We start from the raw sequence: 25864 nt of genomic DNA, 5'->3' as shown, positions 1-25864 counted from the left end.
GGAAATTAATCGATGTATAAAGTTACGCTTTATAAACTACTTGGTTTTTAAGTTCTTTGCCTGCAAAGAAATCAGAAATACTATTCATTGTCGTATTTGCGATATTCTCCATCGCCTCCTGAGTAAAGAATGCCTGATGCGAAGTTACTATCACATTGTTAAAAGACAAAAGTCGAGCCAATACATCATCTGTCATCACAGCATCAGAGTGGTCTTCGTAGAAGTATGCTCCTTCTTCTTCATATACATCTAATCCGGCATAGCCAATCTTTCGGCTTAACAATCCATCAATCAGATGTCTTGTATGAATCAACTTTCCTCTACCTGTATTAACAATCATCACGCCGTCTTTCATTTTGTTGATAGATTCATCGCAGATGAGATACTCTGTTTCCTTTGTCAACGGGCAATGCAAGGTAATTATATCAGAATTGGCATACAACTCATCCAAAGTAACATATTTAATACCTTCTGCTTCGGCAAAAGCATTATCAGGATACAGATCATAAGCCAGCACATTCATTCCTAAACCTTTGAACAAACCTATAGCTACCTTACCAATCTTGCCTGTACCGATCACACCAACAGTCTTTCCGTACATATCAAAACCTTCGAATCCGACAAGAGAAAAGTTTCCGTCGCGTGTTCGTAAAAAAGCACGATGAACTTTGCGGTTAAGACAAAGCATCAAAGCCAAAGTATGTTCAGCAATAGCATGCGGAGAATAATCGGGTACACGTACCACCTTTACTCCATGCTTTTCAGCAGCCAAAATATCTACATTATTGAAACCGGCACAACGTAATGCTATCAGATTAATTCCATATGATTTCAATTTTGCTACAACGTCTGAATCAACGACAGCATTAACAAAAATACATACAGCATCTGCACCGTTAGCCAGCACAACATTATTTATATCGAGATGTTCTTTGTGATATGTTAGTTCGAATCCATATTTCTCATTTACTCTATCAAAAGTAACTCTATCATATGGTTTTGCATCAAAAACTGCGATTTTGTACGCCATGATTTTATTTTTTTATTTCTTATAACACTAAGTCACAAAAGTAAACAAAATAACTTTTATCCTCAAAACTATCATTGAGCTATTTGTTTTACAGTATTACATTTAAAATATTTTTCACATATACCCCACTCATTAGTCAATCGTGCTATACAATCAGAAAGTATATATAACTAGCCCGCCACCCCGTAAGTCTCTAAAAACAACAAAGGGAGCGAAAAAGCTCCCTTTGTTTATAATCTTAAGTCTAATTTATTATTTAGCGTAACTTACTGCACGGGTTTCACGAATGACAGTGATTTTCACTTGTCCCGGATAAGTCATCTCATCCTGAATACGTTTAGCGATATCTGCAGACAGTTTTTCAGTTTCCACATCATCAATCTTATCTGCTCCAACTATAACTCTCAACTCACGACCAGCCTGAATAGCATAAGTTTTCAATACGCCCGGATACGAAAGAGCTAATTGCTCCAGATCATTCAAACGTTTGATATAAGCCTCAACAATTTCACGACGAGCACCCGGACGAGCACCGGATATCGCATCACAAACCTGCACGATCGGTGCCAATAAGCTTGTCATTTCCACTTCATCGTGATGAGATCCTATCGCGTTACAAACGTCGGCTTTTTCTTTATATTTTTCAGCCAGCTTCATACCAAGCAAAGCGTGTGGAAGTTCCGGTTCATCATCTGGAACTTTACCTATATCGTGTAACAATCCGGCTCTTTTTGCTTTTTTCACATTCAATCCTAGCTCGGATGCCATAATCGCACAAAGATTAGCAGTTTCACGAGCATGCTGCAACAGGTTCTGTCCATAAGATGAACGATACTTCATCTTACCAACTAAGCGTATCAACTCTGGGTGCAAACCATGTATACCTAAGTCAATAGTTGTACGTTTTCCTGTTTCTATTATTTCTTCTTCGATTTGCTTTCTCACTTTGGCTACAACCTCCTCAATACGTGCCGGGTGAATACGTCCGTCTGCAACCAACTGATGCAAAGCTAAACGTGCAACCTCACGTCTCACAGGATCAAATCCTGAAAGAACAATTGCTTCCGGAGTATCATCAACTACGATTTCAATCCCTGTAGCCGCCTCTAATGCACGAATATTACGTCCTTCACGTCCGATTATACGACCTTTTATTTCGTCAGATTCTATATGGAATACTGTTATGGCATTTTCAATTGCAGTTTCTGTTGCCACACGCTGAATAGATTGGATAACAATCTTCTTAGCTTCTTTATTGGCTGTCATTTTAGCCTCTTCCATTATCTCACTGATATAAGACTGAGCATGAGACTGAGCCTCATCTTTCAATGCTTCTACCAGTTTTTCTTTCACTTCTTCTGCCGACAATCCCGACAACGCCTCAAGCCTTTCCACCTCTTGTTTGTGAAGCTTATCCAGATCTTGCTTTTTCTTATCTATCACCTCTAATTGAGCCTCTAGATTAGTTTTGATTGTATCTACCTCGCTACGCTTGCGTTGAAGCTCTTCCTGCTTCTGGGTCAAACTTAATTCTCGTTGCTTAATCTTAGCCTCAGCAGCTTGCAGTTTCGAGTTCCTACTATTCACTTGCTTTTCAAATTCAGACTTCATCTGTAAAGCCTGCTCTTTTACTTCAAGTAGTTTATTTTTCTTGATCACCTCTGCTTCTTGTTCCGCCTCTTTTACTTGACGTTTGAATTTTGAATTCGCCATAAAATTCAAAACCACCCAAGTCAGTATTGCTCCAACAAGAAAGGTAATTCCATACAATAATATATCCATATTCTATTTTTCTTTGATAAAAACTTATATTCAATAAACAAAAAAACACCAACCCAAATATGAAACTTATCTCATATCTGAAATTAGTGCTTTATATATCATCAATTTAAAACTTTACTTTACCTGCGCTTTCAAATATTCATCCAGTTCATTTGTCAAACTTTGGATTCTATGCTCGAAAGTTTCGGCTCGCAGTTGATGTTCAACCTTCTCTGCCACTGCCTGAATTGATGTCATTGCCATATAGTCGACATCCCTCAACGGCTGAGTAGAAACTCCTGTAAAATAATTTTTATATTGTACTAACTTATAATCTATTTCGTCTGCAGCTCTACGATAAACTTCCTCATCTCTACGTTTTATACGAAGAGGGTATCTCATATCAGCCACTCGTAGATTAATAATTAAATGCTCATCCATAACATCATTTTTCGTTTACGCTTTTAGCATGGTGATACATTTATCTACATCTCGCACTAATCTCGACAACCGTTTTTTAGCATTCATCCTCTCCTCTGGGTCTGCTGACGAAAAAGATTTTGCAAACTTCAAATTGTCATATTTAGCATTTAACGCATCCAACTTTAATGATAATGCTTCTATCGCTGTTTCTTTTTGCTTCAATTCCTGCTTCATCTGTGCATTTTCCTCTTTAAGCATATCACAGAGATACATTAACTGCCTCATTCTTATCTCAAACTCGGCAAGAAGTTTTTCATCATTTCCAGTCATATAATAGCCAAAATGCTACACAAAAATAGATAATACCAACGAATTAACAAAATTATTACGCTCCTTAATTATTGAAAAATACATTATACCGAAAAAAAACAAAGAGGGGCACTTACTATATGTAATAAGCACCCCTCTTTTGTAAGCTTGTTTAGGTCTTTCAAAGCAAAACGACTTGCAAGTCGTCCTTTAATTCGTTAAACGCAATTTTCCCTTCTCTGGCTAGCCAGCCAAGAGCTGCATACATGTCTTTTTCTGTAAGTTTGCAGGCTTTCTTGATTTCCTTTAAAGATTTACTACCTTCCGCATCAAGATAAGTCCAAATGATTCCTGCATTTGTTCCAATTTTTTCTTTCATAATGGGTGTAAGTTAAAAAATTAAACTCATCATTAATTATCACTTACAAAAATACATAAAATTAACTACCCCAACAATTTAATATTACATTTATTAGCAAATAGATAATATTATGACAAAGTAGTTAAAGGGATCATTTATTTGGATTTTAACCAAATTCTTGTAGTTTTGTGATAAAAATAATTGCCTTGCGTTTTTTTAGTCTGCATAAGAGAAAGGAGTATAGTGACGAAGAACTTTTGTCACTGTTTAAAGATACGAGTAAAGCTGAATACTTCCAACAGCTTTACGAACGCTACATACCTCTCATCTATGGGTTGTGCCTGAAGTATCTGCAAAACACAGAACAATCGCAAGACGCTGTAATAGATATATTTGAGAACCTCTCTCAGAAAATACAAGGCTATGAAATAAAGATTTTTAAGAACTGGCTGTATAGTGTTGTTAAAAATCACTGTTTTCACATTTTAAAAGAAAATAAAAGAGAAATTATAGTAAATTTCGACTCTCAACTTATGGAATCTGAACCTATTTTGGATCTATTAAGCGAGAATGCGAATGAAGACAAAGAAGATGCGTTGAGCAAATGCTTGGAGCAGCTGCCCGAGCCTCAGCGCATATCGGTGGAGAAGTTCTTCTACGAAGACAAATCCTATGCTGAGATTGTGGATGAAACTGGATTTCATCTGAAGAGTGTAAAAAGTTATATCCAAAACGGAAAAAGGAATTTAAAAATCTGCATTGAGAAAAACCTGAAAGAATGAATTTTTTAGATTACATAAAAGGACAAAGGAAAGGCGTTGATGCTCATCGGATCGAAAAAGATTCGATGAAAGATCCGTTTATGTATGAGGCTATAGAAGGTTTCGACAGTATCGACGATGATCACTTGGCAAGTATCAACAATATACAGGAACGCCTGAATGCCAAAACAAAAACAATCAAGAAACATCATCCTATATGGCAAAGTGTAGCAGCGGCGGCTGTTGTGATTTTTGCTATAGCCGGATATATGATTATCGGATACCATGAGTCTAACGACCTACAGGCACAAGATAAAGGGATGAGCTCTATTATCAACATATACGTACCTGAAGAGTACTATGTAGAGAATATAGTTGTAATAGCAAAACACAATACCGAAGCAACCAAAACATATAAGCCCAACATAAGCAAGTTCAGACTAGACAAAGAAGAGTCTATCAATACCGAAGCTCTGACTGTATTATCCCAACAAGAGGACGATGGCATGGTAGAGGTTTATGCGCCCGAGAATTTCAAAGACGAAGCAAATACTTCTCTTACTATAAAGAAAGGGAAACCTGAACCAATAGGTGGATATAACAGATACAATGCCTATTTAAAAACGGCAATGCGCCGACCTACTGACGATTCGTGCAAAGACAGGAAAGGAAAAGTAGCCATTGAATTTTCGGTTGACGAACAAGGACGCCCATATCTATTTGAAGTAAAACAAAGTCTTTGCGGAACTTGTGACAATGAAGCTATTCGCCTGATACAAAACGGAGCCAAATGGACTACTGGCACTGAGCGTGTTATGGTAAGGGTAATATTTTAATCTTTCTTTTCGAGCAAATCAGGACGCAAACGTTCGGTGCGCTCCATAGCTTGCTGCAAGCGCCATTCATCCATCTTAGCCTGATGACCCGACAACAAAATATCAGGTACACGCCAACCCTTATATTCTGCCGGACGTGTATAGACAGGCGGAGCCAGTAAATTATCCTGAAAAGAATCGGACAAAGCTGATTGTTCATCTCCTATTGCGCCGGGTAAAAGCCGGACAATAGCGTCAGCCATAACAGCAGCAGCCAATTCTCCTCCCGTAAGAACATAATCACCTATAGATATTTCGCGGGTTATCAGATGTTCGCGAACGCGATAATCGATACCTTTGTAATGCCCACACAGGATAATAATATTGTTATACGACGACATTTGGTTTGCTATTTTCTGATCAAATACTTCTCCATCGGGTGAGGTATAGATTACTTCATCGTACACTCGTTGTTCCTTTAATGCTGAAATAGCATTATCGATCGGTTCTATCTGCATTACCATGCCTGCTTCGCCCCCGAAAGGATAATCATCCACACGTCGGTGTTTGTTCGTTGTATAATCACGAAGATTGTGAACGACTATCTCTACTAAGCTTTTGTCTTGAGCTCTCTTAAGAATAGAACAATCCAAAAGACCTGTAAACATTTCAGGCAAAACACTTATTATATCTATGCGCATACTTATAGTAAAATGAATTGCAAAGGTAGAGTTTTCTTTCAATTAATAAATAAGAGCCCGGGATATAAGTAAAAAAGTGACAAGTGTACAAAACAGCACAACACAAATAGTCAATACATTACAGACAAAAGGTGACAAAAGTGACACTTTTTAAGTTGTTTTTATTTGTCACTTTTTCTTCTTTCGAAGAAGTCAATAATAATTAATACTATACGTTGTTCTTACATGCTTTAGGAACGAAGCAAGAAACTCCGTATGACTCTTTTTACTCTGTGGTTAAAAAGAATAGATAAGAGCAAAAGCGAGAACAGTTCCTTTTCATGACCTAATAAATCAAAGAGCGTTTATAATAGATAACCTTTTTCATATAAATTATAAACTCTCATTATTACTTTTCTTCCTATACTGTAGTTTAAATTATACTCAACCGCTTATTCCTTTTGTTCTAATATTTGTAGCCACTATAGCCGACAAAATGAGGGCTACTCCGAGCCAGCGAAGTGCATCTACCGATTCTTGCAATATAAACGCCGAAGATGATATTGCGACAGGCAACTCGACAGCACTAAGGATTGCACCTATCGAGACACCCACACGGGGCATACCCATCGAAAAGAGAAGAGGAGGAACCACCGTACCCAACAGAGCCAACGCCAGTCCCCAAAAGACCAATCCACCAAAATATACACCATTAAAGAAGAATAATGGAGGGAAAATTATCCATGTAATAACGCATGATCCGGTAATCATCAAAGCGCTCTTTTTCAGTACAGGCTGATCGTTACCTACACGTCCGCTTGTCATCAAGAAAGTAGCATAACTAGTAGCCGCCAGCAAGCCGAAAACGACTCCTTTGAAATTGAGCATAATTTCCTGACTGAATATTCCACCGGCAAGCAGTGTCCCTATCAAAACAATGCCAAGTAGCAGCAATTGCTTACGTCCGGGTTTCTTCCTGAAAACCACAGCCTCTATAAGCATACTTATCCACAGATACTGCATCAGCAATATAATAGCGACAGATGCAGGCAATAGTTTCACACATTGGTAATAGAATATACCAACCAGCCCCGTAAAGGTTCCGGCAACGACTATTTTCCACCATTTAGTATTAGGTTGAGTATTCTCTGTCTCTTCTTTTTTATCACCTTTCTTTACCGATTTGGTAATAAAATACAATAGCCATAAAATGACCATTCCCGAAAAAGATTGCGTTCCTGTGATTTCACCGAGAGTGTAACCTTCGGCATATGCAAATTTTACGATAGTGGAAAGTAGTCCGAAGCTTGCCGCTCCAATAAACACTAACAATCCACCTTTTATTCTTTGATCCATTATTTATGTTAAGTTCTAAATCATTATACCTCAGAGGTAAGCACAAAAAAAGGAATACCCTTTTTCGGATACCCCCTCCATTTACATTTTCGTTCGCATACAATAAACTCAAGAATTATTATATACGCTTTGGTACTGCAAAATTACAATATTTATTTCTTCATGCAAAACACATAGGAAAGTTTATATATTTCTTTACAACAAGAAACTTTTCCTTTTATGCTCTGCTCTTCCTACTTCTCCTTTTTATGGAACATATTCCCTGTAGCCTGTGCCGTAGGCATCACCAGCATATCCTGAATATCCACATGCGGAGGTTGTGATATGGCAAAATAAACAGATTCAGCAATATCGTCGGCAACCAGATTCTCATAACCTGTATATACCTGATCGGCACGCCCTTTGTCTCCTTTGAAGCGAACCAACGAGAATTCCGTTTCCACAGCTCCGGGACAAATCTGAGTCACCCGAATATTATAAGGCAGCAGATCCATACGCATACCTTGATGCAATGCATTCACTGCATACTTAGTCGCACAATATACAGCACCATTTGGATAAACTGCCTTTCCGGCAATAGACCCTATATTGATTATATGTCCCGAACAACGTTCTACCATAACCGGAGTAACCACCCGAGTAACATACAACAAACCCTTGACATTTGTATCTATCATTCTTTCCCAGTCGTCAACTTCGCCTTTATAAATTGGGTCTAACCCTACAGCAAGCCCCGCATTATTGACAAGGACATCAATATTTTTCCATTTTTCGGGAAGGTTGCCCAAAGCAGCCTCTACCTCATCGTATTTTCTTACATCAAAGCATAGAGGGAGAACCGCAGAACCATAGTTTATGCTTATTTCTTTATCCAGTTCTTCTAATTTATCCTTTCTTCGTCCGGTAATAATAAGGTTATACCCTTCCTTGCCCAGCCGCAAAGCAATTGCCCTGCCCAAACCGGACGTAGCACCGGTTATTAATGCTATTTTTTTCATCTGAGTTTATTTAATCCAAACATTCAATATTTCACCGATATACATTTTATGATATCCGCTTTTACTCCAATCTTTGTTAGGTAAAGATTTATCAACTACAGCTTCCGGAGTAATTGGCTGCACTACTATTTTCTTACATTCAAAGATCATCCAGGCTTCAGCAAATGCTGTAGCACCTGATGGAGTTTTGATCGGTGTCAATCCCGATCCTTTTATTTTATCTGTATTACGACCGCTTACCGAACCACAATATCGCAAAGCATCTTTATACGCTTCAGTGTAAAAAGATATTGTATATGTTTCTCCTTTATCCATTGTTTGTACCGAGTAGCGTGAAGGATTGAGGAAACAGAATGACACAGGCTTTTCCCAGAATGTACCAAGTCCACCCCACGAGGCAGTCATCACATTCATTTGGTCTGCAGTACCCGAAGTGATCAATGTCCAATCTCCTAACAACTTGATAATATTGCCCGGTATTTTATCGGGCGTTATCTGCCTGAATCCTTCCATTGTAGCAACCGCACCAGCGGCAATCGTTTGCGGAGTATTATTAGATGTTACCGGAATAGATGCCGCAACCTGAACAGGATCAGGTATAGATTGAGCGGCAGTGGCTAAAGGCACTTCTACCGGACTTTCTTTTTGGGGTACTGCAGGAGCTGAATAAGTTTTCGCCTCTGCTTGCAATGAGGTTGTTGCACCTGTTGTATTAATACCGTTCAGATAAATGTCTATAGATTTGTATATGCTGTTTACAGAATCTACAGTATGTATTCTGAATTTATCATAATAGCGATTTAGTTTATCTCCTTTTTTGTTGAGAGCTATTTTATCGGAGATCATCTCCTCAGCCGGAAGCAGTTTCTTACTATCAGAATAGCTATATTTTATATTCCTCAACGTTACTTCGCATGCCCCATCTTTCGTTTCCAAAATCAACTGATAGATCATCTTAGCCCGATCGAGCACAAGAGAACTTCGCTTAAACTCAAGATATTTCTCTCCAAAACATGCGATCATTTTATCGTCAGCCTTACTTAGCAGAACCCGATTATTCAAATCTTTCTCATCAGTCTGTGCATTATCATAGTTGTTTATTGCCCATTTTTCCATCAATGAAAAAAGCTGTTCGTCGGAGATTTGCCCCTTTACAGGTATCTTCTTCGAAAAAACAATCTTACCATCCACTTCGGGGACAGCTCCTACTAGATATTTCGGGTTGTCTTGTGCACTCACTACCAACGAGAAAACTGCACATAAAAAAAACAGAAGACTATTTTTCATTTTATCAGAGTTATTATGTTATATACCATAAAAGTAGTATAATTTCAGAAACAAGACAATAGAATATTAAAACAAAAAAATGGTATCGACCGATTACTGTCAATACCATTTTAGTCTATATTTATTATTTTCTTTAGTGTATTATAAAATTTATCTTAGTTTTAAGACATCTCCTTCGGTAGGGACATATTCAAAATCTTTTTTGTTCATTTTGTACAAGTTTTTCACCTTGATACCATACAGCTGAGAAATACTATACATAGACTCTCCCACCTGAACTTCGTGCTCATAATATGGTTTATCGGCTTTCGATTTTTTCTTCTCAAAATAGACCAAATCACCTGCCTTCAAAGGGAAACCTTCGGGTACTTCATTGTATTTATACAAGTCTTTTGGCTTAAAATCAAATTCGCCCGCAATACCCTCGTACGTATCACCCGCTTCTGCTATCACATAAACCAGATTGTGTGTTTTATATGGAATATGACGATATTCTTTATTTCTTACCTGAGTCTCTTCTATTTCTCTTATTTTCTCCTTGGAGAATCCTCTTTTATCATGTTGGTAAAGCTCATAATCTTCAATTAGCTTTATCAGTTTGTTCGCATAAGCTTTATCAGTTGCATAGCCTGCTTGCTGCAATCCTTTTGCCCATCCTCTATAATCAGTAATTTCCAAAGCAAACAGACTTTTATATCGAGGTTTATCGGCTAGAAATCTCGAATGATCTTCAAATGAATCTTCAGCTCTTTTATATTTTCTGAAACAATCATTCGGGGTATCATCTGCTTGATAGACTTTTCCTCCTGTCCAATCGTTGTGACACTTAATACCAAAGTGATTATTCGAATTTTTAGTCAAGGCACTTTTACCCGCACCCGACTCTAACAATCCCTGAGCGAGCGTTATACTTGCCGGAATTTTATATTTTCTCATGTGATCTACAGCTATGCCTTTGTAAGTCTCAATATACTCTTCGTATATCTTGTATCGTTTTGCCTGAGAATAGGCAGATGTGGCAGACAGAAAAACAAGTACAGAAAGGATAATAAATTTGAGAGATATATCCGAGCTATTTGCTTTTTTCATATATTTAGAAGTATTTTATTTGTAACAGTAATAAAATGGAAAATTTAAATTTAATAACAAAGATACTCGTTTACACCTTTGAAGAGGCTACCGAAAGTATAAAAAAACTTATAATAGAGGCTAAAGCGGCTGCGGAAAAAGCATATGCGCCCTACTCAGACTTTCATGTAGGAGCGGCAGTTCTTCTTTCCAATGGAAAAATTGTTACGGGCAACAATCAGGAAAATGCGGCTTACCCTTCAGGCTTATGCGCCGAACGGGTTGCTGTGTTTTATGCAAATGCACAATATCCGGAGGCTTCGATTGAAGCGATTGCAGTTGCCGCTTGTCATGATGGAGTCTTTACTGTAAACCCCTGTAGCCCGTGTGGCGGTTGCAGACAAGTTTTGTTAGAAACAGAGAATAGACATAGTTCCCCAATGAGAGTAATACTGTACGGTGAAAGTAAAATCTATGAATTAAAATCTGCCAAAGCACTTCTTCCTGTAGGATTTGGAAAGGAATCGCTAGACGACTAATTTATAACATTGTTTTATGGTCTTTTAAAGCCTTTGTCAACTCTTTTGCTTTATCATCTGATACTTTATCCAACAGTTGCCAAAAACGTTCTCCATGATTCATTTCTACCGTATGGCATAGTTCGTGCAAGATTACAAAATCCACAAGGTATTCAGGTAAGAGCATACAGTAAAACGATAGATTTATTGTCTTCTTTGATGAACAGCTCCCCCATCGGGTACGACTTTTATTAATCTTTACTTCGGTATATTTAAAACCGTACCTTTCTGCAAATGATTTCACTTTTGCAGGAAAGAGCCTGTTTGCCTCATAGCGAAGGGCTTTTTCTACAAATCCTTTTATTGTCGATTGAACGGTTGAATCATTGTAATTTATATCAGCCGGACATGAGATGGATAGTATGCCTTCTTTCAGACTCATATAATAATTTTTGGTCGATGTTCCGGTAATCAACTTCAAGGTAAAACTAAAGGTCTTAAATTCTATATCGGGAGTAAATAAAATACGGGTAGTCTTTTTTTCCACTAACGACATCAGGCGAGGCTTCATTTCACGAATAGTCTTCTCTACAAAGGACATACTTACTGATGCTGGATATGTAAGTTGTAGATAACCATCTTTTTTTCGAACGATTATCCTTTTGGCTCTCGCATTCTTAACAAGCCTTATTTCCCCCAGATCTTTATCTACAATAACCATCAGAAATGATATAAAAAAAGCTTAACCCAAAAGTTAAGCTTTATATTTTATTTGCTTCAAACCTATTTGGCTTTATGATTTTCCTTTATAAACGCTTCTAATGCAGCCGTCATAGATGGCATACCGGGAAGCGGAGCTTCACAATCGAGCCTCAAGCCCGCATCGCGAACAGCTTTTGCTGTAGCGGTACCAAAACAACCGATAGCCCTCTCTCCTTGTTCAAAATTAGGCATATTCTTAAATAAAGAAACAATACCGGCCGGAGTAAAAAATATCATCATATCGTAAGATAATATCTCAGACTCGGTTATTTCATTACTAACTGTTCTGTACATCACTGATTTTGTATAATCAACTTTTTTCTCGTCCAATACTGCCGTAAGGTCTTCTGTATGTACATCCGAGACAGGTACAATAAATTTTTCTTTGTTGTGTTTTGTTAAAGCTGTTGCCAGACCATCCATCTTACCTGTTGCACTAAAGAATATCTTGCGCTTTCTGTAAACAATATATTTTTGCAGATACAAAGCGACTGCTTCCGATATACAAAAATATTTCATTGTTTCGGGCATTGTTACTCTAAGTTCCTCACACAGAGAGAAGAAATGATCTATTGCAATCCTTGCTGTAAAAACGACTGCTGTATAATCTTGTATATTAATACGCTGTTGCCTAAACTCTTTTACATCAATGCCATCTACACGAATAAACGGACGAAAATCCATTTGCACATGATATTTCTCGGCAATATCAAAGTAAGGCGATTTCTCTGTTGTCGGAGCAGGTTGAGAGATTAATATCTTCTTTACTTTCAAGGTCATAATAGTGTGTTAAATACGTCGGTTCTATATAATTGAATCAATCCTATCGCTAAATACACATAAGGTAATATTTCAAAGGTGCAAAGGTAGGCAATCAAATACAAAAAGTTAAATTTTTGACCAATAAAAAAGACTATTATTTGATAAAAAAGTGTTATTTGAACAATTAAGAAGAGTATTAATATAAGTATTAATATCTCAGTATGATAAAAATTAGAATAAATCAAGAGCAACGTAGGCAGAAAATATAGTATACCCAGCACCTCGATAGACACCATATGCATTCTTCGCCACGAATTCATTGCTTTCTTCTGATTAAAGATATAACCTATCAGTTTGTAAATAAAATCTTTGATTCCAAAAAACAAAGCTATGGCAACGATAAATGTGACAATAGTCAGAAAAGCTTTACTATTGCTTTGCACAGAAGATTCATACTCTACAAAAACATCATAAATACATATTGCAGATAAAACAGCAGACTGAAAAATAAGGAAATAACTATATATCATTTCCCTCGATGTAGTCTGACTATGTATTCTTGAGGCCTTTACAGGAGTAAACAGGAAGGAGATACTCTCTTTCAAGAAAGATAACCCGCCACTATATATATATGTAAAAAGAAATAAGCATAAAAGCAACAGGCAGAAAATCCCATCTACTTGTTCCAGATTGAAAGGCAGAAGATCGCCGGAATATCTTACAACATCTCCAATGCTATCTTGATGAGCAGAATATAATTGTTTGTTAGTCATATTCACAATCTCGCCTTCTACAGGATTTAATGAAAAACGATGAATATAGACAGTATCCTGCAACAAGACACTATCTTTCATTACACCTATGTATGGTACTGTATCGTTAATCAAAGCTCTTATATACTTGAAAGCACATACTTGCTCTATTGCAGAACAAGTATGTGCTATATTATTATATTACAGATTAAACTCTTTTTTTATCACATCTACATAATCTAACTTCTCCCATGTAAACAACTCTACTTCGCGAGTTATTCCCTGAGGATTGTAGCGTGATTGAAAATGTTTAGTTACGATTTCCGGCTCACGACCCATATGCCCATAAGCAGCAGTCTCAGCATAGATAGGATTGCGTAATTTCAGGCGTTGCTCGATTGCTTTTGGTCGCATGTCGAACAGTTCCTCTACCTTAACGGCTATCTCTCCATCCGAAAGATTTACGGTACCCTTGCCATATGTATTTACATAAATATTCATAGGTTTGGCAACACCGATTGCATACGATACCTGAACAAGTATTTCGGAAGACACACCGGCAGCAACAAGGTTTTTTGCAATATGACGAGCTGCATAAGCAGCCGAACGGTCTACTTTTGAAGGATCTTTACCCGAAAAAGCACCACCGCCATGCGCACCTTTTCCTCCGTAAGTATCAACTATGATTTTACGTCCTGTCAGACCGGTATCTCCATGAGGCCCTCCTATAACAAAACGTCCGGTAGGGTTTACATGATAAGTAATATCCGTTGTAAAGAGCTTCGTAATATCATCTCTGAACTTATACTTCTCCTTCACACGAGGTATAAGGATATTGATCACATCTTCTTTTATTTTAACTTGCATTGCCTCGTCGTCAGCAAAATCATCATGCTGAGTAGAAATAACGATAGTATCTATTCTCAAAGGCGTTCCGTTGTCATCATATTCGATCGTTACCTGCGATTTGGCATCAGGACGAAGGTATGGCATCAAATGCAATTCATTCTTGCGTATAACGGCTAATTCTCTCAACAATGCATGAGACAAGTCTAGTGCTAATGGCATATAATTGTCTGTTTCGTTTGTTGCGTAGCCAAACATCATACCCTGATCTCCCGCTCCTTGATCCATCGGATCGGATTTGCCATCAACACCTCTGTTGATATCATCGGATTGCTCATGTATGGCAGACAGCACCCCGCAAGATTGAGCCTCAAACTGGTATTCACTTTTAGTATACCCTATACGCTCGATCACTTTACGTGCCGTTTCGGGAATATCGATATATGCTTTTGATTTTACTTCTCCTGCCAAAACCACCTGTCCGGTAGTTACCAATGTTTCGCATGCGACCTTCGAATCAGCATCATAGGCCAAGAATTCGTCCAATAAGGAGTCTGATATCTGATCTGCCACTTTATCAGGGTGACCTTCTGATACAGATTCAGATGTAAATAAATAACTCATAAATATTGTTTTATTGTAATAAAAACAGGAAGATATGTATTATAATGCAGTGCAGAAAATGGTTTAGCATTTTTTCATGTGGTTGCAATCAATACAAATCTATCCACTTAATTGAGTGCAAAGATACATCTTTTTCTCAATTTAAAATTATTCTATATAAAAAAACAGCCTGCATCAAAATTGATACAGGCTGTTTCTCATATTTTATATCTATTTATTTACTTGCCATTAGCAAATTCAAATAAAGCTTTACCATTTGCATTTTCAGGATCTAGCTCAAGAACCTTTTCTGCATATAATTTTACATTTGCTTTATCATCAGCCTTTTTGCTTTTCTCGAACTGTAAATAATAATAGTAGCTCAAATAGCTATATGCTTCTATCAATATTTTGCTGCTTGGTTCCGGATCAGCCAACAGAACTTTAATTGTTTCTTCATAGAATGGTTTTGCCAACCCTTGCTCCGAGTCCGGGTCCATCTGATAGTTTGTACGTGCTCTCTGATAGAATCCTAAATAACTATCCGGCTTACGTTCTGCAACTACAGCAAAAGCTGCATCTGCTTGTTTGTATAGCGCAATAGATTGTTCTTTTACTTGCTCCGGAGTTAACGATTTATCAGATTCAACTTTAGATGCTGCAGATAGATAGTAGCTACCCAATTGATAATAATCAGTTGCTTCTGCTCTTTCTCCAAGCATCTGGATGTATTCTTTGTAATAATTAGCTGCTTCAGCGTACATCTGATCTCTGGCAGAAGCTGTAGCGATCTCTTTAAACAAACTTACTTTGCTCGGATCTAATTTTATAGCTTTCTGATATTGCTCTATAGCCTTCGCTTTATTGCCTGTTTCAGATAGTATATTTCCATAAGCCATATAGTCTGAAACCAGATATTTCACTGTATCAACCTCTGATCTAGGTATACTGAAGAACTTGTCTCCTGCAGCTAAACCGTCCTGATAGTTTTTTGTTTCATTTTCGATATACATCAACAAACGATTCAACACGAAGCTGTTTGGTTCGCGTTTCAGACCTTCATTAATCAGATTCTTTGCACCTGAATATCCTTGTGTAAAGTACTCTGATGCAGCATAACGAGTAATATCATCTACGGTGTAATCGCCCCCCTTGAAGAATTCTTTGTATGCAGCAATAGCATCCGGATAAAAACCGTCTCTGTAATACAAGTCAGCAAGATCTTTGTAAGCAATCTTATATTCAGGTTTGATTTCTATCGCTTTTTTCAACAAATCGGCTGCTGTGTTACGATTAATATATTCATATACCTTAGCACCTTTCATATAAGCCAATACACAGTTAGGATCAAAGTTGATAGCCTGATCGTACTGACCTGCTGCTCCGCCCGGATTGTTTTCTTTGGCTAACATATCTCCTTCGAGAATGTATGAATATGGTGATTTCTTATCTGCCTTCTTAGCTTCAGCAATCATCAAAGTGGCTTTGTCTTTCATGCCATTATCAAAATATGCTTTTGCTATTGCTAAAAGAACAGTTACATTCTTTTTATTCTTTTTTTGAACTTCTTTTAATTGATCTTCTGCAACCTTAGGGTTTGACTTTAATTGCAATTTAGCCAATCCTACAGCACCAAGACCTAGCTCAGTAGTTGCTGCCGCACTTTGCTCAAACTGAGACTTAGCTTCAGTCAAGTTATTTTCCAGAATTGCAATTTCTCCCAGATAATAATGAGATTCTTCAGGATTCTGCCCTACGTTTTTAGTAAAATATTCTTTCGCTAGTTTGGTTTCACCAAGGCTCAGATAATCTGCTCCCGGGCTATTTTGCGCAAATGCCGACAAGCTTATCGCTAAGCTCAAAAATGCGCTCACTAAATACTTCATTTTCATCTTCTATACTATTTTTATTAATATTTATTTATATGTGACAGATATCAGGCCTATCCTAAAATGTTGGGTTTGCTCTTACCAGTCTGGTAGGTACATTTGCGGGATAAAGCCCGGCCTTGAGTATAATACGTTGTCCTTTCTCTCCTGCAGCAAAGGTAACAAAACCTGAAGGTAATCCACCTTTGACATCTGAGATTATAATAAAAATATCTCTCGTTAGCGGGTATTTTTTTAAGACTAAATATGCGGCAAATGGTTTAAAACTGTTTTCCTCAGTGGCTTTATCTTCTGAGCTTACCGACATAACATTTATACTATTAATAAAGCTTAAATTTTTAGGATCGGATGGATTGCTAATCCAATTGACACCGATAACACCTATCGCATTAGGAACAGCAGCAACATAATCTATCACTTGCTGATTGGGTGTACGTTCTTGCAGGTTGACATTTTTAACGCTGTCTGCCGATCTCGCTTTCACATTCTGACTGAGAGGCTCGCCTCCACAGATCGAATCTTTTATAAATCTGACAGTACTGGAATTAGGGCTATCGAATACGACCGATATTTCACCCAGTTTAGATTTCGGATTTATCTCCTTCCAATCCTTAATCTTACCTGTCATTATTTTTTTAATATCAGACACTGTAATCAAAGTGTCCATATTTTCTTTGTTTACAATAAGGGCAATACCATCAATAGCAAGCCGCTGTGTACGTGGTGCTTGTTTGCGTTCTTTTATAATTTGTGTTTCGTTGGCAGTAAGTTGTCGTGTAGCAATTATTACACGCAAGCTATCTTTCATAAATAAATTAAATGCTTCATTTTCACTGGTAAATATGGGAATAACCAGAGCTTCGTGATTTAAAGCTCCAAAAACATCAACCTGTTCTTGTATTACAGGAGCAAAGCATTCATCAACAGCTATCTCAGCGATACCACTTGTGGGCGTATCTGTTCGTGTTATCTTTCTCTGGTCGCTACAAGAAAAGAGAAAGATAAAAGCAAAAATACATACAATAAGACTAAGATTTTTCATAACAAAAAACAGATAATTCGTTTAAAATTGTTTCCATGCACGGTATCCTCTAAATATGCCATACAAAAACAACAGCACACCCATGGCCACGCGAAGCAAGATATGTACATTATCAAAAATAGGGGTAAATACCATCAAAACTGACACACATAAATAAAACAATACCATAAATATACCAAATATTGCTTTTCCCGATATTTTTTTTCCTTCTTTCATACCTTTTTTTATTGGAAAAAGAAGAGAAGATGTGTCTTTCATACTCCAACTTCTCTTCTTTACTAAGTCTTATTTACAATTTTTTATAAAAATCTCAATAGATATTCACTTTTACTGTTTCAAACGGAATACGATAGGGAGAGTAAAGTACACAGGTACATTCAATCCATTTTGTTTTCCCGGTATCCATTTCGGCATCGATTTAACCACACGTACAGCTTCTTTGTCGCACGATGGGTCGATACCACGAATTACGTTTACATCTTCAATTGCTCCTGTTTTAGAAACAACGAAACGTACTGTTACACGTCCCTGAATACCTGATTCTTGAGCCACTACCGGATATTTGAGGTTGGAAGCAATATACTTTTGCATTTCCATCTCGCCTCCCGGGAAAGTTGGCATCTGTTCTACAGTAACGAAAGGTTTTTCAACGGCAGGTTTTTCTTCTACTATCACCTTGTGTTCTCTCAACTCAGCGATATCGACACCTGTCTTATCATTTGTACCTTTCACGTCAGCCACCGAAATTTGGATTTTAGTTTCCTGAATTTCATCCTGTGACTTCATTTCCTGATCTTCACGCACCTCGTCGTCTTTTGCAATCTTAGGTGGCACAAACTTCACTGTTGTTTTCAACGGTGGAGGCGGCGGAGCTGTTTCTTGTTTAATCTTATTCTCTTCCGGAATTTCTTGATCTACCGGAATATTAGATAACTCGAAAGTATCCTCCATTGGCCCTGTATTGCTTTGAGTAAGGCTCTTTACTACTGATACCAGACTCGGTAAAGCCGACACAAATATTGCAAGCGCAAGGATTACTAAAAACGCAACGATATGTCTCTTCGATGATGATTGACGTAGCTTGTAAGCTCCATAGTTTTTATTCTTACCTTCAAAAACTACATCACACCATTCGGAGGAATTCAATTTTATATCTTTTCCCATAATTTTACTCCTTTCTTAATGTGATTAATTTTTTGGTGGTGCAGCACTAGCGCCATAAGCCCCTTTACTTTTCAGGTTCTCAAGCAAGAATTGGTCACCCTCGGTCATATCCACAATTGCATATTTTGCAATACTGCAAATTTGCATTTCATCAAGAGCATCAACAAGATTTTTATAACTAGCTTCGGATGTTGGTTTAATAACCACTACTTGTCCATCCTTATCTTCTTTTATTGTTTTCGATCTTGTTTTAAATTCTTCCTCTGACATTTTATTTTTCTTCTCAAACTTCTCCTGTCTCAATTCCCTCATTTTTGCTACGATAGGGGCATTGCGTTCCAGTAAAACTTTACGAAGTCCTTCAGGGGAATAATCAGTTTCTTTCAAGGTAGTATAGTCACTATAGTTAGGTATACCTGTATAGTAATATACTTTATTGTCTTCTCCTAGAATCAAAGTAATAGCTTTAGACTCCTTGACCTTCACTTCATCCTCTTCAGTAAGTTTCTGATCTGTAGGCATCGCAATATCCATGATTTGCGGTTTACTCAATGTTGTACAGAACATGAAGAATGTAATCAAGAGCATGTTCATATCCACCATCGGAGTAAAGTCTACTCTCAGGGTCTGTTTCTTGGGTTTACCTTTTTTCTCTTCTCCACCACCGGACTGTTGTACTTCTGCCATAATTTTTTCTTTTTTTAATGTTTAAATCATGTTTTATACGCCTTCCGGCATTCCCCTTAGAGATGTTATGAGGCTATAACGGTTTTCTTTCATCTTCACAAGACTTTTCAATACCTTATCCACCAATGGATAAGCTGTTGACTGGTCTGCTTTGATAGCAATACCCATATCATCGCCTCCAATTTCGCGTGCATGTTGTACCCAACGTGAAAACTGATCGTTTACACTATCAGATGGCACACCCCATTTCTTTATCTCACTATCTTGAGTGCTCAATGGCATATCAAGGAAAGCAGCCATTCTGTTCATAGGCACACCAATGTGTGTTTGTTCTATGAAAGATCTAATCTGCTTATCGGTGAATGTAATACCATAATCTTGCCCCATCTTTTCCAATACCGCCTTTTTATTTTCTGGTTTGTCTATATTCAAGAATACCTTTCCTTGTGGATCTATCAATATATTCAACACATTATATTCAGGCACTTTCACCTCAGATACTGACTGTGGAGTCATTACCTGTACCGGTTCTTTTGGTAAGAAGGTAGCAGTAAGCATAAAGAATGTGAGCAAGAGTACAGTAACGTCACTCATCGCCGTCATGTCGATGAATGTGCTCTGTTTTTTTACTTTTGTCTTTCCCATTTTCTTACTTTTACTTATTAGAGTGGAATCTTATATGAATTCCACAAATTGTTCTGAAAAAAATTGTTAATTATTTAGATAGACCTCCGTGAAGAGTAGTATAAGTTTGACCGATAGCAAAACCTACTTCATCAACAGCGTTAGTTATATCTTCAACTTTTCCAGAGAAATAAGAATAAGAAATGATAGATGCAGCACCAGTACCGATACCCATAGCTGTATTGTAAAGTGCTTCAGAGATACCTACTGCAAGAGCTGTAGAGTCCGGAGCTCCTTCTTGACCCATTGCACCAAACGAACGGATCATACCAAGTACTGTTCCGAATAGTCCCATCAAAGTACCTAGAGTAGAGATAGTAGCGATAACTGATAAGTTTTGTTGTAGATATGGAAGTTCAAGAGTTGTAGCTTCTTCCAATTCTTTTTGAATCATTGCTGCTTTTTCGTCATTGTTCTTGTCAGCAATTTTCTCAACATCTGCATATCTGATTAATCCTGCTTTTAGTATATTAGCCACAGATCCTTTTTGTTCGTCACATAGCTTTGTTGCACCTGCGATGTCACCAGCTTCTAATTTAGCTTTAGCATTCATCACAAATTTAGCTGTGTTTCCTTTTCCACTAGCTCTGTTCAATGCAAAGAATCTCTCTACAGAAAGAGTAAGTGTTGTTAGTAACAGCGTGATAACGATAGGAATTACCCATCCTCCTTGGAATAATGCACCTAGTGAATTGCCTGGTAGTGGTTGACCTTTTTCGTCAAAGTTAGCCTTATCCCCGGCAACTAGGTAGAAGAATAGGTGAGCTACAATCGCACATCCAATAACGACTATCATAGCTGAAACGCCTTTAGATCTTGGTTTTTGTTTTGGTTGTTGTTTTTTAGTTTCCATAATGATAATAAATAATTTAAGTTTAGTGAATCAATTTTTAAATTTATATCTTTTAATTTTCAATAGTCTCCTTATTTTAAAACAATAAAATTACACAGTGTCAATTATTATAGGATGCAAATATACTATTATTTTGATTTTTTAAGTATTTCGCATCTAACATTGCACTTTTATTCACACTTCTAATCAAATGTAACGGTGAAATCAGTTTTTTATTTTCCAATAAAAGCAACTTTTGTAATAGAGAATGTTCAAGCAAATTCAAAGGTCTATATATCTGTAATTGTGGATATTCTTTTTTATTTAAGTGCCCCACAAGGTATTAAACGATCACTCTAGTTTCAGCAAACAAAAATAGAACTAAAAATCAATTCACACAATAAAAAAAATATAAAAAAACCCTTATTAACCTATTTCTCTATACACAATTCATCATTCAGTGCAATTACCGCGTCTTTATAAAATTCTCTTTTTATTACAAACTGCATATTCACCTGCCGTAGAGATTGAGCAAAACTCTCGACATTGATTCCTTTTTGAAACAGAGCTTTCGAGGCTCTATACAAGAATCCGGGCAATGCAATATTGGTACCCATTACACAGACTAAAGCTACACGTTCTACAATAACCTGATAGAATGTCGCCTCCAGGTCTGTTATCATTTCGCGTGATTTATAATTGTCCCAAACCACCATTGTAATAGAGTTTGCATTTGTAGATTTGAGAATGTAACTCACATTATATTTGGCAAATATCTGCATGATTCTCAAGTCAAACCCAACCTCTCCAACCATCATCGGATCGTGAATTTCTACAGCTAATACCTTATCTGTACCTGAAACAATCTCTATCTTCGGTATTTCCGACACATACTCTTTTGTTATCAATGTCCCCGGATGTTCGGGCTCAAAGGTATTTTTGATACGAATATCGATATTTGCAAGTTCCAAAGGTTTAGACGCTTTCGGATGAATAGCCTCCATACCAATATCAGCTAGCTGATCGGCCACAATAAAATTTGTTCGCCCTACAGGAACCACCTTATCCACACCTACTATATTCGGATCAGCGCTCGACAAGTGATATTCTTTATGGATAATAGCCTCGTCGGCATTTACTTCTACGGCAATTTTACTAAAAGTAACCTCTGTATAACCTCTATCGAACGCGCGCATAATACCCTCAGTACCTTTCGTATAGCCGGTAGCGACACAAACATCCTTACTAAAATCAACACCTTTGAATGCTCTATGAATACGCTCATCTATTGTAAGAGGCAGAGAGTCATTAAATCCGCATAGATCGATAAACCGAGCAGAAATACCATTGTTATTCAAAATATTTACAGTATTCCACGCTGAATGTGCCTCTCCTATCGAAGCTAAAATTTCGCGTGCGGCTAAACAGATATCTTCGGCATTTACGTACCCTGAAGCCAAAACTTTGCTCAAACTATGAAGCATTGTTTTAGCCTGTTTGAGGCGAAAGGTAATAAATTCTCTTGCTTCTAAAAGATTCAGGCCGATTTCTTCAAAACCCTTATTTATAAGCAAAAGCCTTTGACACAGACTATCTAATCCGATGCTATAATCTGCATTTTCGAGAAATTGAACATATACTCCGGGCTCTCCTGTTTTTTTATGTTCCAATAGCCAGTTAGTGACATTATTATATGCGGATACAACAAATATCCGATTGTACATTTCTTCCGGCTTTCTCTTTCCTACAATGACGTTCTCCAGCACATCTTTAAACTGCGACATGGAGGTTCCGCCAATTTTCTCAACTGTAAGCATTTTAATCTTTAATATTTTGAAAAAAATTTAGCGCAAAAATAATAAAATAATCTTATTTCACAGGGGAATATAGAATAATGTCACTCCTTTGTAACATTAAATCGAATAAAAACAGGAAATAAGTAAAGAATAAATCGATATTTCCGATATATTTGTAGAGAATGTTAAAAAGTGTCCCTAAATAATAAACTAATAATGAGATTATATATTGCCTTGGTTTTATCCTTTTTTTGCTTCACTCATTTGCACGCACAAAACTTTAAAGGGAAGATTACAGACACAAACGGCGAACCGTTATATGGAAGCACAGTATATATAAAAGGTGTAAATCAAGGGTTGGTATGTAACGAAACAGGGAGCTATCAAACGACTATACCCAACGGAGAATACGAAGTTGAATATAAATGTTTGGGGTTTAAACCCGAAGTGCGAATAATCAAGATCAGTACAGATAAAGTAACTACATTAGATATAGTACTATATGAAACACCTTTCAACCTGAAAGAAATTACCGTATCAAATCAGGAAGACCCGGCCTACCCTATTATGCGGAAAGCAATAGAAAAAGCACCATTATATGCCGCTTCAGTAAAAGAGTACACTGCCGAAGCCTACATAAAGGTAAACGCTGAATTGCTTAAAGTTTCGTCGTTGATAGACAAAATGGCAAAAAGAGAAGAAGGGATTAAACTATCAGATTTTAAAGAGTTGCTATTTACACAAGAATCCTTCAACGAAATACGTTTTACAGCACCCAATAAGTACGAACAAACAGTAAAAGCATTCTCAAGCAGTATTCCCGACAATATAGATTCGAAAGACGTGATGGGAATATTAAGCACTTCCTTGTACAATCCGAAGATTGGTTCATACATTTCGCCGCTGCATCCTCAAGCATTCTCTTATTACAAATTCAGATACGAAGGGTTTATAGAAGAGAATGAATTAACAATAAATAAAATCAAAATAGAACCAAAGCTAAAAGACCCAGCCCTTTTTGAAGGCTACATATATATAGCAGATTATACATGGCATATATATTCTGCGGAACTTCGTTCTAATCCATACGGAGCAAAACAAGCATATACAATCTCGTTTCAGGAATTAGCACCAAATGTATATCTGCCTATCACTTATTTGATAGCATCTGATATTGACATCTTCGGAATTAAAGCTACAATGAACTACTACACATCACTAACCTATAGTAATATTAAAACGAATGAATCGGTAATAAGTGGCACAAAAAGTAAAAAAGAGAAAAGAACCTTTGAAATCGCACGTCAAGACTCCTTATATATAGTAAAATCTGATAGTTTGGCATCCAAGCGTGATACGGCATATTGGAACAATGTAAGAACGATACCCTTGGGAGAACGGGAGATAAAAACATTAATTAAAAGGGATTCCATACAGCAACATCTCGATTCGGCGAGAGAGAAGCACCGTAATCCAAAGCTGACATTTTCGAATATAATGAACGGAGGGCAGATAGGAAGTGACTCCAGCAAAGTAAAAATTAAATTCAACGGGCTACTCGAAGGTAGTATCTATGAGTATAATTTTGTAGATGGGCTATGGATGGGACAATCATTCAGGTTAACGAGTAATATCGGAAAACACAACAAGCTTGAACTAACACCTTATATATATTATGCCTTATCAAGGAAAAGATTGATAGGTGGAAGTAATATAAATTTTACGTATGCACCTTTAAGATTAGGCAACCTTACGATCTCTATAGGAAGCACAAGTGAAGATTTCAACCCACTAGGTATTCACCGCTTCAATAACTTTTCAAATTCACTAATAAGAGGTAAGAATTATAACTATTTTTATCAGAAAGATTTTATTTCCGCAACGAATAGTATAGATATTTCGAATGGATTATCTGTATCTGTAGGACTGGAGATAGACAGGCGTCATGGATTATCGAATAATACGGATTACACCTGGGGTAAGAAAAGTAAAATCACGCCTAACATATACCCAGACGACAGGTTTGACAAAACAGCATTCAACTTAGGCATAGAATACACCCCTTACGCTTATTACTCTATAAAAGATGGAGCAAAACGATATGAGAAATACGCATCACCTACATTCTATATTAATTATGAGCAGGCATTCTCCGGATGGCAAACCAACAATGCTCAATATCAAAAATTATCGGGAGGCATAAAACAAAATATAAAGTTAAGTGAGTTTAGCAACTTCAACTACCAACTCGAAGGAGGTCGCTTTCTGGGCGAAAGAGACAAAATACACTTTGTGGATTATCAACATTTCAACACATCGAATGTAACAGTGAACCTAAAGTCTCCCTTTGTATCCTTTATGCTGTTAGACAATTATGTTGCTTCAACAAACAGATATTGGGTCAGAACCAATTTCAACTACGAAAGCAAGTATATATTAATTAAGCGACTACCATTTCTTCAAGGAAAAATGTTTACAGAAAGCCTACATCTAAAAAACCTATACACCGCCGACATGAAATACAGTGAGATGGGCTACTCACTAAACTTCACAAAGCTGCTTAATGTAGGAGTATTTGCGTCATTCAAGAAAACAAAATATCAGGATTTCGGAATAAGAGTATTGTTCGATTTAGACAATATAAAGAAAACTATAAACAGATAGAAGTAAGCGTAACG

General features: G+C 37.1%; 26 protein-coding genes. 4 read left to right on the top strand and 22 right to left on the bottom strand.

Going from position 1 to position 25864, the window contains the following annotated elements; translation table 11 throughout:
• Positions 1–22: 22 nt before the first annotated feature.
• From QOX35_RS06525 to QOX35_RS06505, 5 genes are all read right to left on the bottom strand, one after another.
• Positions 23–1030: a 2-hydroxyacid dehydrogenase gene (locus QOX35_RS06525; RefSeq protein WP_135103782.1), complete on the bottom strand. Its 1008-nt coding sequence runs from the start codon at positions 1028–1030 to the stop codon at positions 23–25.
• 252 nt (positions 1031–1282) lie between these two features.
• Positions 1283–2812, bottom strand: coding sequence for a ribonuclease Y (rny, locus tag QOX35_RS06520; protein WP_006842382.1), 1530 nt, complete (start codon positions 2810–2812; stop codon positions 1283–1285).
• Between the two features lie 114 nt (positions 2813–2926).
• Positions 2927–3232 (bottom strand): cell division protein ZapA, encoded by a 306-nt coding sequence (locus QOX35_RS06515; protein WP_006842381.1) that lies wholly within the window; start codon positions 3230–3232, stop codon positions 2927–2929.
• Between the two features lie 15 nt (positions 3233–3247).
• Positions 3248–3499, bottom strand: coding sequence for a coiled-coil domain-containing protein (locus tag QOX35_RS06510; protein WP_283686253.1), 252 nt, complete (start codon positions 3497–3499; stop codon positions 3248–3250).
• A 205-nt stretch (positions 3500–3704) separates the two neighbouring features.
• Positions 3705–3902, bottom strand: a complete 198-nt coding sequence (locus QOX35_RS06505) for a winged helix-turn-helix domain-containing protein (RefSeq protein ID WP_006842379.1) — start codon at positions 3900–3902, stop codon at positions 3705–3707.
• A gap of 170 nt (positions 3903–4072) precedes the next feature.
• Between QOX35_RS06505 and QOX35_RS06500 the strand changes: the two genes are divergently transcribed.
• Positions 4073–4666, top strand: coding sequence for an RNA polymerase sigma factor (locus QOX35_RS06500; protein WP_283686252.1), 594 nt, complete (start codon positions 4073–4075; stop codon positions 4664–4666).
• Positions 4663–5481, top strand: coding sequence for a hypothetical protein (locus QOX35_RS06495; protein WP_283686251.1), 819 nt, complete (start codon positions 4663–4665; stop codon positions 5479–5481). Before QOX35_RS06500 ends, QOX35_RS06495 begins: the two co-directional genes overlap by 4 nt.
• Here the strand turns inward: QOX35_RS06495 and trmD are convergent.
• The 5 genes from trmD to QOX35_RS06470 all read right to left on the bottom strand — a co-directional run bounded on the left by trmD (position 5478) and on the right by QOX35_RS06470 (position 10870).
• Positions 5478–6161, bottom strand: coding sequence for a tRNA (guanosine(37)-N1)-methyltransferase TrmD (trmD, locus tag QOX35_RS06490; protein WP_283686250.1), 684 nt, complete (start codon positions 6159–6161; stop codon positions 5478–5480). The genes QOX35_RS06495 and trmD overlap by 4 nt on opposite strands.
• Positions 6162–6584: 423 nt before the next feature.
• A complete protein-coding gene (locus QOX35_RS06485) occupies positions 6585–7496 on the bottom strand; it encodes an EamA family transporter (RefSeq protein WP_283686249.1) in 912 nt (303 codons plus the stop codon).
• Between the two features lie 233 nt (positions 7497–7729).
• Positions 7730–8494 carry an SDR family oxidoreductase gene (locus QOX35_RS06480; RefSeq protein WP_283686248.1) on the bottom strand — a complete coding sequence of 255 codons (765 nt, stop codon included), beginning with the start codon at positions 8492–8494 and terminating at the stop codon, positions 7730–7732.
• A 6-nt stretch (positions 8495–8500) separates the two neighbouring features.
• Positions 8501–9781: a DUF4468 domain-containing protein gene (locus QOX35_RS06475; RefSeq protein WP_283686247.1), complete on the bottom strand. Its 1281-nt coding sequence runs from the start codon at positions 9779–9781 to the stop codon at positions 8501–8503.
• A gap of 150 nt (positions 9782–9931) precedes the next feature.
• Positions 9932–10870 (bottom strand): glucosaminidase domain-containing protein, encoded by a 939-nt coding sequence (locus QOX35_RS06470; RefSeq protein ID WP_283686246.1) that lies wholly within the window; start codon positions 10868–10870, stop codon positions 9932–9934.
• A gap of 35 nt (positions 10871–10905) precedes the next feature.
• On the opposite strand from QOX35_RS06470, the gene cdd reads away from it, so the two are divergent.
• The gene (gene cdd, locus QOX35_RS06465; RefSeq protein WP_283686245.1) at positions 10906–11388 is read left to right on the top strand and encodes a cytidine deaminase; all 483 of its coding nucleotides are present in this window, start codon (positions 10906–10908) and stop codon (positions 11386–11388) included.
• A gap of 1 nt (position 11389) precedes the next feature.
• Here the strand turns inward: cdd and QOX35_RS06460 are convergent, their stop codons facing one another.
• The 12 genes from QOX35_RS06460 to QOX35_RS06405 form a co-directional block, all read right to left on the bottom strand.
• Entirely contained in the window at positions 11390–12088 is a 699-nt protein-coding gene (locus tag QOX35_RS06460) for a M48 family metallopeptidase (RefSeq protein WP_283686244.1), read from the bottom strand.
• A 62-nt stretch (positions 12089–12150) separates the two neighbouring features.
• Positions 12151–12909: a uroporphyrinogen-III synthase gene (locus tag QOX35_RS06455; RefSeq protein ID WP_135103772.1), complete on the bottom strand. Its 759-nt coding sequence runs from the start codon at positions 12907–12909 to the stop codon at positions 12151–12153.
• Positions 12906–13745, bottom strand: a complete 840-nt coding sequence (locus QOX35_RS06450; protein WP_135103771.1) for a DUF4271 domain-containing protein — start codon at positions 13743–13745, stop codon at positions 12906–12908. Before QOX35_RS06450 ends, QOX35_RS06455 begins: the two co-directional genes overlap by 4 nt.
• Positions 13746–13844: 99 nt before the next feature.
• Positions 13845–15113: a methionine adenosyltransferase gene (gene metK / locus QOX35_RS06445; RefSeq protein WP_283686243.1), complete on the bottom strand. Its 1269-nt coding sequence runs from the start codon at positions 15111–15113 to the stop codon at positions 13845–13847.
• 218 nt (positions 15114–15331) lie between these two features.
• A complete protein-coding gene (locus QOX35_RS06440; protein WP_283686242.1) occupies positions 15332–16984 on the bottom strand; it encodes a tetratricopeptide repeat protein in 1653 nt (550 codons plus the stop codon).
• 55 nt (positions 16985–17039) lie between these two features.
• Positions 17040–18023, bottom strand: coding sequence for a PstS family phosphate ABC transporter substrate-binding protein (locus tag QOX35_RS06435; protein WP_252637666.1), 984 nt, complete (start codon positions 18021–18023; stop codon positions 17040–17042).
• Between the two features lie 21 nt (positions 18024–18044).
• Entirely contained in the window at positions 18045–18239 is a 195-nt protein-coding gene (locus QOX35_RS06430; protein WP_228093666.1) for a hypothetical protein, read from the bottom strand.
• A 111-nt stretch (positions 18240–18350) separates the two neighbouring features.
• Positions 18351–19187 (bottom strand): energy transducer TonB, encoded by an 837-nt coding sequence (locus QOX35_RS06425; RefSeq protein WP_135103766.1) that lies wholly within the window; start codon positions 19185–19187, stop codon positions 18351–18353.
• Between the two features lie 24 nt (positions 19188–19211).
• A complete protein-coding gene (locus QOX35_RS06420) occupies positions 19212–19874 on the bottom strand; it encodes an ExbD/TolR family protein (protein ID WP_283686241.1) in 663 nt (220 codons plus the stop codon).
• Between the two features lie 33 nt (positions 19875–19907).
• Complete coding sequence (locus QOX35_RS06415) at positions 19908–20519, bottom strand: ExbD/TolR family protein (RefSeq protein WP_135103764.1); 612 nt, start codon at positions 20517–20519, stop codon at positions 19908–19910.
• A 70-nt stretch (positions 20520–20589) separates the two neighbouring features.
• A complete protein-coding gene (locus QOX35_RS06410; RefSeq protein WP_283686240.1) occupies positions 20590–21411 on the bottom strand; it encodes a MotA/TolQ/ExbB proton channel family protein in 822 nt (273 codons plus the stop codon).
• A gap of 410 nt (positions 21412–21821) precedes the next feature.
• Complete coding sequence (locus tag QOX35_RS06405; RefSeq protein ID WP_135103762.1) at positions 21822–23207, bottom strand: aspartate kinase; 1386 nt, start codon at positions 23205–23207, stop codon at positions 21822–21824.
• Between the two features lie 195 nt (positions 23208–23402).
• Between QOX35_RS06405 and QOX35_RS06400 the strand changes: the two genes are divergently transcribed.
• Entirely contained in the window at positions 23403–25850 is a 2448-nt protein-coding gene (locus QOX35_RS06400) for a DUF5686 and carboxypeptidase regulatory-like domain-containing protein (RefSeq protein ID WP_283686239.1), read from the top strand.
• Positions 25851–25864 lie beyond the last annotated feature (14 nt).

The sequence above is a fragment of the Dysgonomonas sp. Marseille-Q5470 genome (assembly GCF_951230145.1).
In the GTDB taxonomy this organism is placed as follows: domain Bacteria; phylum Bacteroidota; class Bacteroidia; order Bacteroidales; family Dysgonomonadaceae; genus Dysgonomonas.
This window is presented reverse-complemented; position numbering and strand designations above follow the sequence as displayed.